Source organism: Rhizobium sp. AG207R (genome assembly GCF_027109195.1).
Classification (GTDB): Bacteria; Pseudomonadota; Alphaproteobacteria; order Rhizobiales; family Rhizobiaceae; genus Rhizobium; species Rhizobium dioscoreae.
The window spans coordinates 290,936-308,061 of sequence record NZ_JAEPVT010000002.1 but is presented as its reverse complement, the minus strand read 5'-3'; the positions used below and the strand labels follow the sequence as shown (position 1 = coordinate 308,061).

Sequence of the window (17,126 nt, the reverse complement as noted above, 5' to 3'; positions counted from 1 at the left end):
TCTCCTTGTTCAGATTAGCCCCGGAGATGGGGACGGGGGAAGAGCCGCCGGGCAAGGCCCGAAGGTGCGAAGAGAATGGAGAAGCCGTAGATCAGGCTGGCGGTGATGATGATGGTCGGGCCTGATGCAAATTCGAGATGGTATGATGCGATGAGGCCTAGATAGCCTGCCACTATCGCCGTTCCCGTCGCAATCATCATCATGGCGGGTAGGCTGCGCGACCAGAGCTGAGCCACGGCGGCCGGCAGCATCATCAGCCCGACGGCCATCAGCGTACCGAGCGCCTGAAAGCTCGCGACGAGATTGAGCACGACCAGCAGCAGAAACAGGAAATGATAGAGCGGTCCGCGCCCGCCGACAGCACGCAGGAAACCCGGATCGAAGCATTCCATGACAAGCGGCCGGTAGATGACGGCGAGCGCCAGCAGCGTCACCGTCGTAATCGCACCGATCTGGTAGAGAGCCGGCGCATCGATCGCGAGAATAGTGCCGAAGAGCACATGCAGCAGATCGATGTTGGAGCCGCGTAGTGACACGATGAGGACGCCGAGCGCCAGCGAGGTCAGATAGAAGCTGGCAAAGCTCGCATCCTCCTGCAGCACGGTCGCGCGGCTGACGAGCCCGGAGAGCAGCGCCACCGAAAGGCCGGCCACGAGCCCGCCAAGCCCCATCGCGGTCAGCGACAGCGAGCCGGCAATGAGGTAGCCGATAGCGGCGCCAGGCAGAACGGCATGGCTCATGGCATCACCCATCAGGCTCATGCGCCTGAGCATCAGGAAGACGCCGATCGGGCCGGAGCCGAGGCCGAGGCAGACGCAGGCAATCAGCGCGCGCCGCATGAAACCATAGTCCGCAAAGGGTGCGAGGAAGGTATCGTAGACGGTCATTCGGCCGGCTCCCGCTTCACGAGGCCGCCTTCGTCGTGCTCTTCTTCGGGGAGGCATGTCGCGGCCTCCTCATCCCAGCGCTCGGCCATGGCGCGCGCTTTGATGAGGTTCGTTGGGCTCATGACATCTTCCGTCCTGCCCCATCCCACGAGTTTGCGGGCGATCAGCAGCGTTTCGGGGAAATAGCTTCGCACCTGCTCGAAATCGTGCAGTACGGCGATGACCGTGCGTCCCTCCCGGTTCCATCGCAGCACGAGGCCGAGAAGATCGCGCGTCGTACGCTGGTCGATCGCGGTGAAGGGTTCATCCAGCAGAATGACGCGGGCATCCTGCAGCAACAGCCGCGCAAACAGCACGCGCTGGAACTGTCCGGCCGAAAGCGAGCCGATATGACGCCGTTCGAAGCCCGAAAGCCCGACGATGCCGAGCGCCTCGCGCGCCCGCTCGGCGTCTTTCCGCGAGAACCGCCCAAAGGCGCCGGCATTCTTCCAAGCACCGAGCATGACGGTATCGGCAACCGAGATCGGAAAGCGTCTGGCAATATCGGCCACTTGCGGCAGATAGCCGAAATCGTTGCGCGTCAGCTTGCCACGATCGATCGACCCTTCCGCCGGACGTAACTCTCCGACGATTGCCTTGAGCAAGGTCGACTTGCCGGCACCATTCGGCCCGGCGATCGCCGTGAGGCTGCCAGCAGCAAAGCCGCCAGAGAGATGGTGTACGGCTGGATGACGTTCATAGGTAACGGTGAGATTGTTGAGGCGGATCAGATCATTCATGCCAAAGCCACCGCCCAGCCGATAGCAGCCCAAAGCACTGCAATGCCCACCGCCACATAGGCAAGGCGCATCAAAGCCGAGCGCCCCATGAGGGACGAAGCGAAGGGATCACGGTCAAAAGGCATTTTAGGGCTTTCATTATGTAATAACATTACGTGTTGTAGCCGATGAAATGCGGCGAAAAAGAGGCGGCGGTGAACTGCGGTAAACAAGGCTGGAATATTTACCGGCAATAATGTCCGCGCCTTATCGCCATGACGCTCACGACAGTTGTATTTTCACGCAGCATCGAGCGACAAAATTTACGAGACGGGTAGGAGACAAAATCATGAAGCTAAGGCTTGAGCTGTTTGTTGCCGATGTGACGGCGTCGATAGAATTCTATCAACGGGCACTGAACTTCCAGGTGGTTGGCGAAACAGGCGAGCAATACACGATGCTCTCGAATGGCGAGGCTATCATTTCCGTTAACAAGCGGGAGGCTCTTGGGCCTGATCATCCCCTTCGGGCGGTCAATGGCGAACGACCGGGCCTCGGTGTCGAAATCGTGCTGAGCGTTGGGGATGTGGAAGGTTTTTATGACGCCGCCAGAACCTGCGGCCATACAGTATCGGAGCTTGCCCTACAGCCATGGGGGTTGCGCGATTTCCGTATCGCAGATCCGGATGGCTATTATATCCGGGTAACAAGCAGGTAGAAGAAATGAGGAAGGGCTTGCGCCTTACCTTTAGTTGGAAAAGGCCGGGCTCAGGGCGCCCAGCCTTTCCAAATCCATCAAAAATCCTAAAGCTGCTCGATCATCGCAGCCGCACCCGAAACCGTGGCCTGACCGGGGCTTTCCTCGATATTGAGCGTCTTCACCACGCCGTTTTCCACCAGCATGGAATAGCGCTTGGAGCGAATGCCGAGGCCGCCGGCCGAGAGATCGACGTCGAGGCCGAGCGCCTTGGTGAAGGAGCCGTCCCAATCAGCGAGGAAGTGGATCTTGCCGAGACCACCGGACGACTGCGCCCAGGCGCCCATGACGTGCCAGTCGTTGATCGAAACGACGGCGATATCATCGACGTCCTTGGCGAGAATGGCGTCGCGGTTTTCGAGGAAGCCCGGCAGGTGATTGAGCGAGCAGGTGGGCGTAAATGCGCCGGGAACGGCGAACAGCACGACGCGCTTGCCGGCAAAGAGCTGTTCGGTGCTGATCTCGACCGGGCCGTCGGCGGTCTTTTCCTTGAAGGTGGCGGCAGGCAGCGTGTCGCCGATGGCGATAGTCATGTCTCTCTCCTTGGGTCGTTGTCTCGGGGCGCTCGAACGGCCGCCGATGGCATGAAGACGGTTCTGAGGACTATAGATCCGGCCTATTCGAGCGCAAGGGTGGTTTCCATCGCCCGATCGCCATCGACGACCAGAATGCCCCAGCTTTTGCCCTTCGTATCATAATCCTTCGGCAGTTTGCCGATCACTATATCGGCCGAGAAGGCAGTTCCCTCCCGCTTCGCATTCGCTTGCTGGAAGAACACGTAGCCCGACGGCCCGGTGACGTAGATCTCTGGCATCTTTCCGCTCGCTTCCGGCAGCGTCAGATGCAGGGAAAGGCTCTTGCCGTCGGTGGAGATCTTATGGTTCTCGACGGCGAAATCCGGAGAGGGAGGCTGTGGTAGCACGGCCTTCGCCGCATCGAGCAAAGCCAGCTCATGCGAAGTCGGCTGCACATCTACTGGCAAGGGCAGGGAATACTCGGCTTGGAAAGGAATGCAGATATCCTTGCAGAGGCCGATGAAAGCAGTCAGCTCAAGTTTTGCAGGCGCCTTGCCGGTGACGCGCAGAGCAAGCGGAAACGTGACCGGCGCATCATAGCCGATTTCCTGGATAGAGCCGAGTCGGATCGATTTTGGTATCGGGTAGTCTGCCCTTTCGAGTGTTACGCCGCTGCCGGCTGCCGGTGTTATTTGTGGCGGAATTCCGCCCTGGCCCGGCTCGCGCCAATAGGTGATCCAGCCCGGCTCCGGTTCGATCTGCAAGGCGGCGCGGATATGCCCTTCTGCGTCCGGCGCCAGTGCGATCAGACGCATTCTGCCGCCCTGATTGTCTATCCACTCGCTCGTTGCGGCATGGGCCGCCACGGTGCTGAAAAACAAAGTGGCAAGAAGTGCCGACAGGCGGGCAACGGTACTTATTTCGATCATGGAACAAGGATTTAGCGGATTGGGTCGCCGGGAGCCAGCACGACTGAAGAGGTAAATGATCATTTTCAGTTGATTGATTTATGACATTGCCCCATCTTGGTATTAGGCGGCGCAGTTGCGAACTGCGGTCAGGAGGCACGATGTCCCTATCGACGCTGAAGAATAGACGCGAAAGAGGTTTTCTCGACGGTCAGTTCCTGATCGCCATGCCCGGCATGGAGGATCGGAACTTTCATCGCACGGTTGTTTATATCTGTGCCCATTCCGATGCCGGTGCCATGGGCTTCGTCATCAACCGGGCTCAGAAGCTGACATTCACCGACGTCCTCTTGCATCTCGAAATGATCAAGGACGACGATGCTATCGTGCTTCCGCAGATGGCGCGCGATTTCCCGATCCAGACCGGCGGTCCCGTCGAAAGCGGCCGAGGTTTCGTCCTGCATTCCGACGATTACATCAGCGACAGCAGCATTCCGGTCAGTGACGATATCAGCCTGACGGCGACGCTCGATATCGTCAGGGCCATTTCCAAGGGGAGCGGTCCGAAGCGCGCGACGATGTTGCTCGGCTATGCCGGCTGGGGCGCTGGCCAGCTTGAGGCGGAGATCGGCAACAATGGCTGGCTGAACTGCCCTGCAAACGAAGAATTGATCTTCGATCGCAGCCTCGAGAACAAGTATGATCGTGCGCTGGCTCTCATGGGTATCAATCCGGTCATGCTGTCACCGCATGCCGGCCATAGCTGAGCCGATTTGCGTTGTTTTGGAACGAAGTAGCGTGCGTGACGTTTTCCCGACAGAGCGACGGCAATTCCGCTGTCGCAGCCAAGGAGGCGTCAGACATGAGCAGCACGACCGACAAGGTGTCCGGTAAGGCGAACGAAATTGCCGGCAAGGCCAAGCAGATGGCCGGCAAGGCGACGAATGACAAGGAAATGCGCGCCAAGGGCGCTGCACAGGAAGCCAAGGGTAAGGTGCAAACCGCCGTTGGCAAGGCCAAGGATAAGGTCAAGGGAGCGGTGGACCGGATGTGACCGGCTGCTTGTTTTTGTCAATCCATGGTCGCTGCTCCGTCTGAATTGACGTCGAAGCGGCGATGTTGGGAGGAGGAGCCTGTTACGGAAACGTGGCAGGCTCTTTATTGCCTGCCAATAAGTTTTCCGAGGGGAGCATGCGGCTTTTCACGTGCGATCATTGCGGACAGCCTGTTCATTTCGATAACAGGCAATGCATTCGATGTGGTCATCAGCTCGGTTTCGTCCCGGATCGCTTGGCGATATATGCCCTGGAAGCAGAAACTGAGACGAACTGGTACCCGGTCTCCGAACAGACCCGGCATGTTCGCTTCTGCGCGAATGCCGAACTCGATATCTGCAATTGGCTCATTGATGCGGACGATCCGCAGCCCTATTGCGTTGCATGTCGGCACAATCGTCTCGTGCCGAACACCGGCACGCAACAGGGTATAGATCGCTGGCGGCGCATCAGCCAGGCGCAGCGGCATTTGTTTTATTCGCTCTTGCGGTGGAACCTGCCGCATCCCGATCGGCAGCAGGACCCCGAAGGTGGGCTCGTCTTCGATTTCCTGGAGGATGAGGTGCAGGGCAATACCGTGGTCCCGGCGATGACCGGTCACGAGGAGGGACTGATCGCCATTCGGGCCGCCGAGGCCGACGATGTGACGCGCGAACAGGCGCGCACCTTGATGAACGAGCCCTATCGCACCTTGCTCGGCCACTTCCGCCACGAGACCGGTCATTTCATCTGGAACAAGCTTGTCCGCGATCGTGGACAATTCGATGCCTTTCGCGCCGTCTTCGGCGACGAGCGCGCCGATTATGGCGCCGCACTCCAGGCCCATTACGACCATGGCCCGCCTGCAAGCTGGCAGGAAAGTTTCATCAGCGCCTATGCCAGCTCCCATCCCTGGGAGGATTTCGCCGAATGCTTTGCGCATTATCTGCACATCGTCGATACGCTGGAAACGGCGCGTTCCTTCGGCCTGGCGATCGATCCCCATCGCTATCACGACATGGCGGCCGAGGTGGATTTCAATCCTTACAAGGCAGAAAGCGCCGAGCAGCTCGTCAGCGCCTGGATCCCTTTGAGCGTAGCGATCAATTCCATCCAGCGCAGCATGGGGCAGCCGGATTCCTATCCCTTCATTCTTTCGCCGCCGGTGGTCGCGAAGCTCGACTATATCAGGGAATTGATCGACAACGCCTGATGAGGCGCCGCACATCGTCGAAGGCGGTTCGCGAAGGCCTCAGGCGCGCTTCGTCAGCGGAAAGCGTTCCTTGAGCAGACGGATCACCGAATCCGAGCCCATCGGCGGACCAAAGATGAAACTCTGGCCGTAGCTGCAGCCGATCTTGGCGAGCTCCAGCGCATCCTCTTCCGATTCGATGCCCTCGGCGACGACCCGCATATTGAGTTCGCGCGCCATGGAAATGACCGAGCGCAACAGGACAGCCTTCTTGTCGCTATCGTCGCGGACCATCGCCTTGTCGAGCTTGATCGTATCGAAGGGGAAGCGGGTGAGATAGGCGAGCGAGGAATAGCCGGTGCCGAAATCATCGAGCGCCAAACCGATGCCGGCTTCGCGTAGCTTGTCGAGCACGAGCCGCGCCTGTTCCGGATTCTCCATCACCTGCGATTCCGTCAGCTCCAGCTTGATGCGGCTTGGATCGCAATGGGTCTTGGCGAGCAGGGCGCGGATATCGTCGTAAAGCTCGTTGTTGAGCAGCTGCACGCTGGAAAGGTTGATGGAGACGAACAGCGGCAAGTCGCCAGTCTGTCGTTGCCATGCCTTGAGGTCGTTCGTTGCCTGCTCCAATGCGAACATGCCGAGCGGACCGATGATGTCGGAAGCCTCCGCGATCGGGATGAATTCCGATGGCGGAATGTTACCGCGCTTCGGATGCTCCCAGCGCATCAGCGCCTCGAAACCTGCGATTTCTGCATCCTCAAGCCGAACGATCGGCTGATAGACGAGCGAAAGCTCCTTGCGTTCGACGGCGCGGCGCAGATCGGTTTCGAGCTGCAGCCGGTCGGTGCCGAAGCTGCGGAAGGCAGGTTGGAAAGGTTCGACGCGGTTGCCGCCGGCGCGCTTGGCGCGATACATGGCGAGTTCCGCATCGCTCAGCATCCCGGCCGCATTTTCCTGCTGGTCGACCCACGAGGTCAACCCGACCGATGCCGTCAAAATGATCTCGCGGTTGGCGAAATTGATCGGCACCATGATCGCCTTGCTGATCGCGTCGGCGAAGTCGGCGACCTTGGCGGGATCGCGTTCGGAAACGAGGATGAGGCCGAACTGGTCGCCCGAAAGACGCGCCAGCGTATCCTGCGGCTTCATCAGGCGGCGAAGGCGACGGGTCAATGCGATTAGGATATTGTCGCCTGCGGCAAAGCCAAGCGTATCGTTGACGAGTTTATAGCGATCGATGTCGATGACCATAACCGTCGGCCGCAATTGATTTCCATCGGAAGCCAGCGTCAGAACGGCTTGCAAGCGATCGAGGAAGACCTGACGGTTCGGGAGCCCGGTCAGATTGTCGTGCACAGCGTCGTGCAGCAATCGTTCGACTGAATTCTTTTGTTCGGTAATGTCGACGATCGTGCCGACGCAGCGAATGATCTCGCCGTTCGACCCCAGCACCGGCCGGGCGCGGATCGACAGCCAGTGGAAATGTCCATCCTCCGCGCGGATGCGGAATTCATGGTTCAATCGACCGCGCCGATGCTCCAGAAGGACGTCGAGCGTCGCTCGGAAGCGGTCGCGGTCGTCGGGATGCAGCCGCGGCAGCCAGTTGCGCGCCGCGCCATGCATGGTTCCGGGCGAGAGGCCGAGCTTCACCGAGATATCGGGCGTCGTCACTACGCGGTCGCGCGCCACGTCCCAGTCCCATACGGTATCGCCGGAGCCCGTCAGCGCCAGGGACTGCCGCTCCAGATCCGAGAACAGGCCCTGCTGGAAGGCGCCGCCGGCAAAGGCGTGCTGCATGACGGTGAAGCCGATCAGCAGGACGATGAGAACGAGGCCGCCGCCGAGTGCCGGCTGGATGATGTCATTGTCGAGCTTGCCCATGACCGTCATCCAGGCGCCGAACAGCCAGACGAGGATCAGCGCCCAGGCCGGCACGAGCAGGATGGCCCGGTCATAACGGCTGAAGCCGAGATAGATGATGAGTAGCAGGCCGGCTGTTGCCGTCAGCGCCAGCGACAGCCGCGCAATGCCCGCAGCAATCGACGGATCGTAGATCGCCACGCCGAAGAGGAGGGCAAGGCCAAGCACCCAGGCAAGTGTCACATAACCGAGATGGGCGTGCCAGCGATTGAGATTGAGATAGGTGAAGAGGAAGATCACCAGGCTCGACGCGAGTGCCACTTCCGCACAGGCGCGCCATATTCGCTGGTCGCTTGACGTGATGCTGATGAGCTTGCCGAGGAAGCCGAAGTCCACGCAGATATAGCCGAGCACCGCCCAAGCGAGCGCCGCCGTGGCCGGCAGCATCGACGTGCCCTTGACGACGAAAAGAATGGTCAGGAACACCGCTAGCAGGCCGGCAATCCCGAGCACGATGCCGCGATAGAGCGTGAAGGCGTTGACCGTATCCTTGTAGGCGTTTGGTTCCCAGAGATAGAGCTGCGGCAGGTTCGGTGACGAAAGTTCGGCAACGAAGGTGACGACGGCGCCGGGGTTCAACGTGATACGGAAGACGTCAGCCTCGTCGCTCGGCTGACGATCGAGCGCAAAACCTTCGCTCGGCGTGATCGCGACGATGCGCTGCGAGCCGAGATCGGGCCAGAAGACCTTTGAATTCACGAGACGGAAATGCGGCGCGACGATGACGCGCTCAAGCTGCTCTTCGGAAACGTTGGCGAGCGCGAAAACCGCCCAGTCGCCCTGATGATTGGGTGAAGAGGAGCGAACCTCGATGCGGCGGCGGATGCCGTCGGCGCCGGCCGCTGTCGAAACCTGGAAGGCTTCACCCTGATTGGTGTAGATTTCGGTCGTCGCTGTGAGATCGAGAGCAGTATCGTCGCGCGAGATCTTCACGGGCTCGGCTGCATCGGCCATCCCGGCGATCAACAGCAGCATGGCGGCCGCGAGCGTTGCGATCACGGCGCATAGCCGGCGGGCCGTTGGCCACGTCTGCATCATTCCGGCGATCATCGCTGGTCGAAGCTTCGGTTCGGGTTGGTGTCGGATGCCAACCTTGAAAACATCACATGGTCGCGCCACTGACCGTTGATTTTAAGATAACCGCGCAAATGACCTTCCCGCTGGAAACCGGCTTTTTCCAAAAGCCGCATGCTACGCTCGTTATCCGGAATACAGGCTGCTTCAATTCGGTGCAACTCAAGTCCGGAAAAGATATAGGGTATAACCAACTGAAGTGCGGCGAACATATGGCCCTGACCGGAGTAGCGCTCGCCCATCCAATATCCGATCATGCAGCTCTGCGCAGCACCTCGGCGAATATAGCCGATCGTGATGCCGCCAACCAGCGTCATGTTTTCCCTGAGAAAAATGAAGAGCGGTATGGCCTGGCCGGAGCTGTATTCCTGCTTTCCGCGGATGATGCGTGCCCGATAGGCGCCCTCGGTCAGCTCGTCGTGTCGCCAGGTAGGCTCCCAGGGTTCGAGAAAGCGCCGGCTTTCCGCCCGAAGCTTATGCCATTGATTGAAATCGGAGTAGCGCGGCAAACGCAGCAAATAATTGTCGTTTTCGAGTTCAACCGCGTCCGTATGACGTGAGAGAAACCGAAAGACAGATTTTTGCATGCCGCCAAGCACTCCCCCGAGAATTGCACCCATAGGCCCGCGGCGTGCCCTTAGCCGCTTGCGCTTCTGGAGGCAGGGACGGGCGCCGACAGCGAGGTTACGATGTCCTCCATCGGCGCGAGCTGCTCCAGCGGCCCGATCGCAGAAAGCGTCGGTACTGTATCGAAGAACAGGCGGCCGGCAAGATCCGTCAGGCGGTCGATCGTGATGCCTTCCAGGCGCTCCAGCATCTCCTGGTTCGGGATGGGGCGGCCATAAAGCATCATCTGTCTTGCGACCTGGCCAGCGCGGGCGGCCGGGCTTTCTTGGCCCATCAGCAGCTGTGCGCGGATCTGGGCGCGGGCGCGCTCGATTTCCTGCTGCTGAATGTCATGCGAGGATTTATGCAGCTCGTCGACAATGACGGGCAGCAGTTCCGGCAGGTTCTCGCCGCCGGTCGCCGCATGGATGCCGAAGATGCCCGTGTCGGAGAAGCCCCAATGAAAGGCATAGACCGAATAACAGAGGCCGCGGAATTCGCGCACTTCCTGGAACAGGCGCGAGGACATGCCACCTCCGAGGATATTGGCCAGGATCTGCGAGCAGTAGAAATCGCGGGTATGATAGGCGCGGCCTTCGAAGCCGAGCAGGATCTGCGCATCCATCAGGTCGCGGGTTTCGCGAATGTTGCCGCCGATATAACGCGCCGGTTCGATAACGGGCGGAGCGGACGGTTTGATCGGCAGGCTGGAGAAGCGCTCTTCGACCTGACGCACGAAGCTTTCATGATCGACTGCGCCGGCCGCCACGACAAACATGCGGTCGGTCGTGTAGTTGCGGCCGAGATAATGGCGGATCTGTTCCGGCGAGAAGGAGACGACGGTCTCCGGTGTGCCGAGAATGGCGCGCCCAAGCGTCTGGCCGCGATAGGCGACCTCGGAAAACTTGTCGAAGACGACATCGTCGGGCGTGTCGTTCGCGGCATTGATTTCTTGCAGGATGACCTGCTTTTCGCGTGCCAGCTCTTCCTCGTCGAAAGCGGATTCCGTCAGGATATCGGCAAGGATATCGACGGCGAGCGGCACATGATCCTTCAGCACGCGGGCATAATAAGACGTGGTTTCCGTCGAGGTGGCGGCGTTGACTTCTCCGCCGACATTCTCGATTTCCTCGGCGATCTGCCGGGCGGAGCGCCGCGCTGTGCCCTTGAACGCCATATGTTCGAGCAGATGCGCGATACCGTGTTCTGCCTCGGTTTCGTTACGCGAACCCGACTTGATCCAAACGCCGAGTGCCACGCTTTCGAGGTGTGGCATCGATTGGGTCGCTACTGTCAGCCCGGACGCTAGCCGGGTGCACTCCACTGTCATCGCCTGTCTTTCCGCGTCTGTTATTCGCCGGTCCGGGCATGCTTGCCGATAAAGCTTTCAACGGCTTTAAGTTCCGGATCGAGAATGTCGAAACGCTCCTCCCTGGTCATTAGACCAGCAAGCCACGTCGGAAGCGCCGGGTCAATACCGGATGCGGATTTTACTGCGGCGGGGAATTTTGCCGGGTGGGCCGTCGCAAGCGTCACCATCGGGCTGCTGGGGCGCTCGTTCTTGTCCGCAATGAAGACGCCGATCGCCGTATGCGGGTCGAGCAGATAGCCTGTGTCGGCAAGGGTTTTGCGGATCGTTTCGGCCACCTGCTTCTCGCTCGCGCGGCCGGCGCGGAAGTCCTTCTTGATAAGCTTCAGGGCTTCTTCGCTGACTGAAAATCCGTTCGACTGCTTCAGGCTTTCCATGGCAGCGCGCACCTTGGAGGCATCCCGGCCGTTGGCCTCGAACAGCAGGCGCTCGAAATTGGAGGAGATCTGGATATCCATCGACGGCGAGGTGGTGGCTTTTACCGAGCGCATCTCATAGCGGCCTGACTTCAGCATGCGCGCCAGAATATCGTTCTCGTTGGTGGCGATGACCAGCTTTTCGATCGGCAGGCCCATGCGCTTGGCGACGTAGCCGGCGAAAATGTCGCCGAAATTGCCCGTCGGCACCGTGAAGGAAATCTTTCGGTCAGGGCCGCCGAGAGCAACAGCGGTGGTGAAATAGTAGACCACCTGCGCCATGATTCGCGCCCAGTTGATGGAATTGACGCCGGAGAGCCTCACCTTGTCGCGGAAGGGGGCATCGTTGAACATGGCTTTGACGAGGTTCTGGCAATCGTCGAAATTGCCCTTGATGGCCAGCGCATGCACATTCGCTGCCGTCGACGTGGTCATCTGCCGCTGCTGTACCGGCGAGACTTTTCCATGCGGGAAGAGAATGAAGATATCGGTGCGCTCGCGTCCGGCAAAGGCGTCGATTGCCGCGCCGCCGGTATCGCCCGAGGTCGCGCCGACGATGGTCGCCCGCTGGCCGCGCTTCTCCAGCGCATAGTCCATCAGCCGCGCCAGCAGCTGCATGGCGACATCCTTGAAGGCGAGCGTGGTGCCGTGGAAAAGCTCCATGACGAAGCTGTTCGGTCCGGTCTGGACGAGCGGCGCCACGGCCGGATGCCGGAACGTAGCGTAGGCATCATCGATCATGCCGCGGAAGACATCTGCCGGGATCTCGCCATTGGTAAAGGGCGAGAGGACGGCGAAGGCGACATCCTGATAGCTCTTGCCGCGAAAGGCGCGGATTTCCTTCTTCGTCAGGACCGGCCATTCACGGGGAACATAGAGCCCGCCGTCACGAGCAAGGCCGGCCAGAAGAGCGTCGCAGAAGCCAAGGGCAGGGGCTTCTCCCCGCGTTGAAATGTAGTCCACGGTCTAGAATTCCTTTGGTCGCAAAATTGCCTGAGTGATCGATTGAGAGGGTAGAGGAACGAAGCGACGGCGGCCGGTCTTTTTGCGTCGGATCAGCCGCGTGGTTTTCGCGTTTGCGCAAGGCGCGTGGGATCGGCGCCATGTGGCGTCTGTTTGTGGCAATGTGTCGATCTCGAAAAGTGAGCCAAAACGGTGTCTACCCAATCGATTTTTCGCTGCGTCGCTGGTATAGACCATCGCCAAGTGTCATAAAAGGCCCGTTTGACAGGCTGCAGGCCGATTATATGAAATATATGGAGAGGGTGGAATTATAGTGTTTGGCAAGGTTTCGCGTCGTCTTTTCTCCGCTTCGCTTCTGGCATTCCTGACGGGTTGCAGCACTCTCGGCATCGGCGGCAACAGTGAAAAACAGCCGGCAACGGATGTAACGGTAGCGCCGCAAACCGGAGCCACGACTGCCGCACCTACGGGCGGCCAGACCTATGTTGCCGGCAAGTGCCCGCAGGCGGTCATCCGCGACGAGGATTCGGTCTATCGCACCTACGCCAAGGGCGCCAAGGACGATCCGAACCAGCTAGTCTATCAGGCTTCGCTGGCGCAGGCGACCCGCCAGTGCACCACCGATGGAACAAGCCTCGGCATTCACGTCGTGGCGCAGGGGCGCCTGGTTGCTGGTCCCATGGGCAGCTCCGGCAAGGTAACCCTGCCGATCCATGTTGCGGTCATGGACAATGACAACGCGCTCTATAGCAAGACCATCATGTATACGGCGGAAATCCCGCCGGGCGAAAGCACGGCGCAGTTCCTCTTCACGGATGACGACATCCAGGTTGCCGGCGGCTCGGGCGGCTTCACCATCGTCCAGATCGGCTTCGATCAAGGCCCGCAGAAGCCGGCAAAGGGCGAGAAGCCAGCGCGCAAGAAGCGTCACTAAGGTTGGAGCAGTAGGCAGTAGGCAGTAGGCAGTAGGAAAAGATCACCTTGTCCCTGCTGCCGCCGGCACTATAGCCGCAACATTTATTGCCTATTGCCTATTGCCTCAGAGCACGCCGTCCCATTCGGCGAGTGCCATGACGACCCCCGGTAAGTCGGCCATGCGGCTGACGACGGTTTCGGCGCCGGCATCGGTCAGCCGATCGGCGTGCGAAGGATAGGTGTGTGATGCGCCGGTGAAGCCGATGACGCGCATGCCGGCGGCACGTGCCGCCTGAACGCCGTGGACCGAATCTTCGACGACGATCGTATTGGCCGGGCTGACATTCATCTGCTTGGCGCCATGCAGGAAGATGTCCGGCTTGGGCTTTACGCGGTCGGCGCCGAGATCCTTGGCGGAAAAGATATTAGGAGCAAACAGTTTGAGGTAGCCGACCTTCGTCAGCATCATCTCGATGCGGGCGAAGCTGGAATTCGAGCAGATGCAGCGCGGTATCGGCAGGCGTGACAGCGCCAGCGGAACGCCAGGGATAGGCTGAACGTCGCTGGCAAGCGCCAGGTCGAGCAGCTTTTCCGATTTGTCGAGCAGCGAAGCGGAGAGGGGAATACTGGCCTCGCGCTCGACTTCGAACAGGATGTTGCGCCAGGTCATGCCGGCGAAGCGTTCACCCATTTCCTCGGTGCTGATCGGATAGCCCGCATCGGTCAGCAGTTTGGATTCGACTTGTGCCGCGATGATTTCCGAATCGACCAGAACGCCGTCGCAGTCGAAGATGATGAGGTCGAAGCCATTGCTCATGAAATTGCTGCCTTTGATGTGGCTGAGTTCGGCACGCTCCAGGAAACCATTGATGTTTCGGGGCATGCTCTGAAAAATGACCGCCGGGCTTTACACGATATGTCGGCAAAGCTCAACCAATTGGCGGGCATGACTGCGCTGCAGTGAGCGAAAAGGTCGAAATGCGCAAAAGAGGTGATGACGATTTCTTGTCGCTCGATATCGGCCCTCGACATCGGATTGGCCCGCCTTTAAGGATCGGCCATGGCCAAGGAGCGCGACGACACCATTGCCAGCCGCATCAGCCGGGTGCTTGCCGACCGCATCATCCGCGGCGAGATCGCGCCCGATGCCCGCCTGCGGCAGGATCACATCGCCGAGGAGTTCGGCACCAGCCATGTGCCCGTGCGCGAGGCGTTCCGGCGGCTCGAGGCGCAGGGGCTGGCGATCAGCCTTCCGCGTCGCGGCGTGCGCGTCGCCTCCTTCGATCTCAAGGAGGTCCGCGAGGTCGCGGAGATGCGCGCAGCCCTTGAAGGTCTTGCACTCAAGCATGCGGCCCCGCATCTGACGTCAGCCATTCTGGACGAGGCCGAGCAGGCGACACGCGATGGCGATGCCGCCGGTGATGTCCATGCCTGGGAGGAAGCAAACCGCCGTTTCCATCGCCTGATCCTGGCGCCTTGCGGCATGGCGCGTCTTCTTGCCGCTATCGATGATTTGCATGCGGCGAGCGCCCGCTTTCTCTTTTCTGCCTGGCAATCCGGCTGGGAAAAACGCACGGATCATGACCACCGCGCCATTCTGGCGGCGCTGCGCCAAGGGCGGGCAGACGAGGCGGCTGCTATTCTGCAGAAGCATGTGCAATGGATCGGCCGCGCGCCGGTGCGCACACCTACCGGATCGACACGCGACGCCTTTGCAATCGTCGGCTAAAAATTATAGATAATTTTGAGATGCCTTGTAGGGCGTGCCTCGCGAACTGTACTCCGCGCGGAGTTTCTTCGTTTTGCCGCTGCTGCATCTCGATCAGCATTTCAGCTGCGGTTCGCCGCGCTTTCCGGATTTATTACTCTTATTTTTCAATGGGATTTCGCGCTTACTCAAAATATCCGGAGCTTGCCACTTGCCTGATTTCGCAATCTCTCTCATAAAATAGATGAGACTCAAAAATTATCTATAATTTTGAAAGGAGAGCCTATGTCCCTGTTGCAGCATCACGATGAAGTCGCTTTCGATCCGCTTCGCCTTGGTCAGCGTTCGCTTGTTGCCAAGACTGTGTTCGTTCTCGCCGGAACACTGATCCTGGCACTCGCATCGCGAATCTCGGTGCCGATGATACCGGTGCCGATCACCATGCAGACATTCGCGATTACCATGATCGGTGCTCTTTATGGCTGGCGTCTTGGCGCAGTTACGGTTCTCGCGTGGCTGGGCGAAGCCGCGATCGGCTTTCCGGTGCTCGCCGGCGGGGCAGGCGGCATTGCGCCCTTCATGGGTCCGACGGCGGGTTATCTCGCATCCTTCCCGATCATCGCAGCCCTCGTCGGCTGGCTTGGCGAGCGAGGTTGGAGCGGCAACCGCGTCGTGCGCAGTTTTCTGGCGCATCTCTCGGCTAACATTCTCTGCCTTGCGATCGGCGGCGCATGGCTTGCAGCGCTGATCGGTGCGGAAAAAGGCTGGCTGCTTGGCGTGGCGCCCTTCATCCTCGGCGCCGTCCTTAAGTCCGCGCTTGCAGCCGCAGTGCTGAAGACCATTCAGGTCTATAGCGGCAAGGCGCGTCTGAATTGACCGTCAGGCTTCGCGCCCATCATCTGCTCTGCATGCTGACCTTCGTTGGTGAAGGCTATACCTCAGCCTTCACCGACAATTATCGCCGCATCGCCGAGCGGCTGTCGGAAGGGGAGAAGATCAAACTGGTCTCCGGCCCCGATGACATCTGCGCTCCGCTCCTGAACGGGGAGGAGCCACACTGCTTCAAGGCTTCGGTCATCGAGCGGGATGCAACTGCCCTTGCCGATGTCGCGGCCTTGCTGGGCGAAGAGATCGGCATAGGCACAGTGCTGGTGCCTGATGCCATCCTGCTTTCTAAGCTTCGCCGCAATTTCGCCGGCGGTGAAATCCGTCATGCCTGCATCGGCTGCGAATGGGGCGACCTCTGCAGCCGCATTGCTGCAAGCAATTTCAGCGGTGTCCTGATCAAGGCAGCTTAAGGCGTGTTATCCAGCTCTGGCTGTGAGGCCTCTGGCTGCCGGGCGCCATCGCTCAACTCAAGTGGAAAGAGCGCCAAAAAGCGGCGCTCGCCCTCGGGCGTGAAGAAGATCGAGCGGCTGTTTTCGGTTCGCCGCGCCCAACCCTTGTCGAGAAAATTCGAAAGCAGCGCCTTGCCGAGGCTGCCGGCGAGATGCGCGCGCCGCTCGCTCCAATCCAGGCAGGATCGGCAAAGCGGGCGGCGGCTCGAGCGCAATCCGGAGACGTCGATGCCGATCGTTCCAAGATGCCTTTCGCCATCGGCCGTCAGGCTCAGACCTTCGCCCACCGCGGAGATCGACCCGGCCTCGATCAGGCTGTCGAGCATGCGCACGCCGTAATCGCCGGCCAGGTGGTCGTAGCAGATGCGTGCCTTGCGCAAGGCCGGCTCTTTCGGGCCGGGGCGATGGCGCAGATGGCCGCGCGTTGCGGCAAAACCCATGATACCCTCGAGCAGCTTGCCGACGCGATCGTCTGCCAGCGTGAAGTAGCGATGGCGGCCCTGCTTGCGTTGTGTCAGCAGGCCTCCCGCTTCGAGCTTGGAAAGATGGGCGCTCGCGGTCTGCAACGTCACGCCTGCGGCGGCCGCAAGTTCCGTTGCGGTCAACGCCCGGCCGCCCATCAGCGCTGTCAAAATGTTCGCTCGCGCCGGATCGCCGATCAGCGAGCCGATCTGTGCTATGTCTGGACCTTCCTTCATACTTCGATCGTAACCGAACCATCTCCGTGCTGCAATGTGCGAAAACAGCGACATCAGCAAAGGAGA

19 protein-coding genes are annotated in these 17,126 nt (G+C 60.1%); 8 read left to right on the top strand and 11 right to left on the bottom strand.

The features are described from left to right. Positions 1–14: 14 nt before the first annotated feature. Genes JJQ51_RS05480 through JJQ51_RS05470 form a run of 3 tightly spaced genes read right to left on the bottom strand, consistent with a single transcriptional unit; the run spans position 15 to position 1,899 of the window. On the bottom strand, positions 15–887 hold the full coding sequence (locus tag JJQ51_RS05480) for a metal ABC transporter permease (protein WP_113353916.1): 873 nt from the start codon (positions 885–887) through the stop codon (positions 15–17). Continuing rightward, positions 884–1,666 carry a metal ABC transporter ATP-binding protein gene (locus tag JJQ51_RS05475; protein WP_113353917.1) on the bottom strand — a complete coding sequence of 261 codons (783 nt, stop codon included), beginning with the start codon at positions 1,664–1,666 and terminating at the stop codon, positions 884–886. The genes JJQ51_RS05480 and JJQ51_RS05475 overlap by 4 nt, the downstream gene beginning before the upstream one ends. Continuing rightward, entirely contained in the window at positions 1,663–1,899 is a 237-nt protein-coding gene (locus JJQ51_RS05470) for a hypothetical protein (RefSeq protein ID WP_269244405.1), read from the bottom strand. Before JJQ51_RS05470 ends, JJQ51_RS05475 begins: the two co-directional genes overlap by 4 nt. A 95-nt stretch (positions 1,900–1,994) precedes the next feature. Between JJQ51_RS05470 and JJQ51_RS05465 the strand changes: the two genes are divergently transcribed. After that, the gene (locus JJQ51_RS05465; RefSeq protein ID WP_113353918.1) at positions 1,995–2,363 is read left to right on the top strand and encodes a VOC family protein; all 369 of its coding nucleotides are present in this window, start codon (positions 1,995–1,997) and stop codon (positions 2,361–2,363) included. A gap of 86 nt (positions 2,364–2,449) precedes the next feature. Here JJQ51_RS05465 and JJQ51_RS05460 read toward each other — a convergent pair whose 3' ends face one another. Continuing rightward, a complete protein-coding gene (locus JJQ51_RS05460) occupies positions 2,450–2,935 on the bottom strand; it encodes a peroxiredoxin (RefSeq protein ID WP_113353919.1) in 486 nt (161 codons plus the stop codon). Between the two features lie 83 nt (positions 2,936–3,018). Continuing rightward, entirely contained in the window at positions 3,019–3,846 is an 828-nt protein-coding gene (locus JJQ51_RS05455) for a protein-disulfide reductase DsbD domain-containing protein (RefSeq protein WP_113353920.1), read from the bottom strand. 140 nt (positions 3,847–3,986) lie between these two features. Here JJQ51_RS05455 and JJQ51_RS05450 point away from each other — a divergent pair, with 140 nt between their 5' ends. The 3 genes from JJQ51_RS05450 (at position 3,987) to JJQ51_RS05440 (ending at position 6,072) form a co-directional block, all read left to right on the top strand. Continuing rightward, positions 3,987–4,592 (top strand): YqgE/AlgH family protein, encoded by a 606-nt coding sequence (locus JJQ51_RS05450; RefSeq protein ID WP_069613770.1) that lies wholly within the window; start codon positions 3,987–3,989, stop codon positions 4,590–4,592. Positions 4,593–4,687: 95 nt separating this feature from the next. Next, positions 4,688–4,879 carry a CsbD family protein gene (locus tag JJQ51_RS05445; RefSeq protein WP_069613771.1) on the top strand — a complete coding sequence of 64 codons (192 nt, stop codon included), beginning with the start codon at positions 4,688–4,690 and terminating at the stop codon, positions 4,877–4,879. 137 nt (positions 4,880–5,016) lie between these two features. Continuing rightward, positions 5,017–6,072: a zinc-binding metallopeptidase family protein gene (locus tag JJQ51_RS05440; protein WP_145320884.1), complete on the top strand. Its 1,056-nt coding sequence runs from the start codon at positions 5,017–5,019 to the stop codon at positions 6,070–6,072. 39 nt (positions 6,073–6,111) lie between these two features. Here JJQ51_RS05440 and JJQ51_RS05435 read toward each other — a convergent pair whose 3' ends face one another. The 4 genes from JJQ51_RS05435 to thrC are packed head-to-tail and all read right to left on the bottom strand — an operon-like array spanning position 6,112 to position 12,402. Next, positions 6,112–9,024: an EAL domain-containing protein gene (locus JJQ51_RS05435; RefSeq protein WP_371865500.1), complete on the bottom strand. Its 2,913-nt coding sequence runs from the start codon at positions 9,022–9,024 to the stop codon at positions 6,112–6,114. Continuing rightward, a complete protein-coding gene (locus JJQ51_RS05430; RefSeq protein WP_113331954.1) occupies positions 9,021–9,635 on the bottom strand; it encodes a GNAT family N-acetyltransferase in 615 nt (204 codons plus the stop codon). The genes JJQ51_RS05435 and JJQ51_RS05430 overlap by 4 nt, the downstream gene beginning before the upstream one ends. A gap of 50 nt (positions 9,636–9,685) precedes the next feature. Then, a complete protein-coding gene (locus JJQ51_RS05425) occupies positions 9,686–10,984 on the bottom strand; it encodes a M16 family metallopeptidase (RefSeq protein WP_069613775.1) in 1,299 nt (432 codons plus the stop codon). A gap of 20 nt (positions 10,985–11,004) precedes the next feature. Beyond that, the gene (gene thrC / locus JJQ51_RS05420) at positions 11,005–12,402 is read right to left on the bottom strand and encodes a threonine synthase (protein WP_113331953.1); all 1,398 of its coding nucleotides are present in this window, start codon (positions 12,400–12,402) and stop codon (positions 11,005–11,007) included. A gap of 313 nt (positions 12,403–12,715) precedes the next feature. Here thrC and JJQ51_RS05415 point away from each other — a divergent pair, with 313 nt between their 5' ends. Beyond that, positions 12,716–13,336, top strand: a complete 621-nt coding sequence (locus JJQ51_RS05415) for a hypothetical protein (protein ID WP_113331952.1) — start codon at positions 12,716–12,718, stop codon at positions 13,334–13,336. Positions 13,337–13,441: 105 nt separating this feature from the next. On the opposite strand, the gene JJQ51_RS05410 is transcribed toward JJQ51_RS05415, so the two are convergent. Beyond that, positions 13,442–14,134 carry an HAD family hydrolase gene (locus tag JJQ51_RS05410; protein WP_113331986.1) on the bottom strand — a complete coding sequence of 231 codons (693 nt, stop codon included), beginning with the start codon at positions 14,132–14,134 and terminating at the stop codon, positions 13,442–13,444. A 243-nt stretch (positions 14,135–14,377) separates the two neighbouring features. On the opposite strand from JJQ51_RS05410, the gene JJQ51_RS05405 reads away from it, so the two are divergent. From JJQ51_RS05405 to JJQ51_RS05395, 3 genes are all read left to right on the top strand, one after another. Next, positions 14,378–15,046, top strand: a complete 669-nt coding sequence (locus JJQ51_RS05405; RefSeq protein WP_113331951.1) for a GntR family transcriptional regulator — start codon at positions 14,378–14,380, stop codon at positions 15,044–15,046. 264 nt (positions 15,047–15,310) lie between these two features. Next, a complete protein-coding gene (locus JJQ51_RS05400) occupies positions 15,311–15,901 on the top strand; it encodes a biotin transporter BioY (protein ID WP_145633078.1) in 591 nt (196 codons plus the stop codon). Next, the gene (locus tag JJQ51_RS05395; RefSeq protein ID WP_152095975.1) at positions 15,898–16,323 is read left to right on the top strand and encodes a DUF1284 domain-containing protein; all 426 of its coding nucleotides are present in this window, start codon (positions 15,898–15,900) and stop codon (positions 16,321–16,323) included. Before JJQ51_RS05400 ends, JJQ51_RS05395 begins: the two co-directional genes overlap by 4 nt. On the opposite strand, the gene JJQ51_RS05390 is transcribed toward JJQ51_RS05395, so the two are convergent. Beyond that, positions 16,320–17,060 (bottom strand): ArsR/SmtB family transcription factor, encoded by a 741-nt coding sequence (locus JJQ51_RS05390; RefSeq protein ID WP_269244404.1) that lies wholly within the window; start codon positions 17,058–17,060, stop codon positions 16,320–16,322. The two genes, JJQ51_RS05395 and JJQ51_RS05390, sit on opposite strands and share 4 nt — an antisense overlap. Between the last annotated feature and the right edge of the window lie 66 nt (positions 17,061–17,126).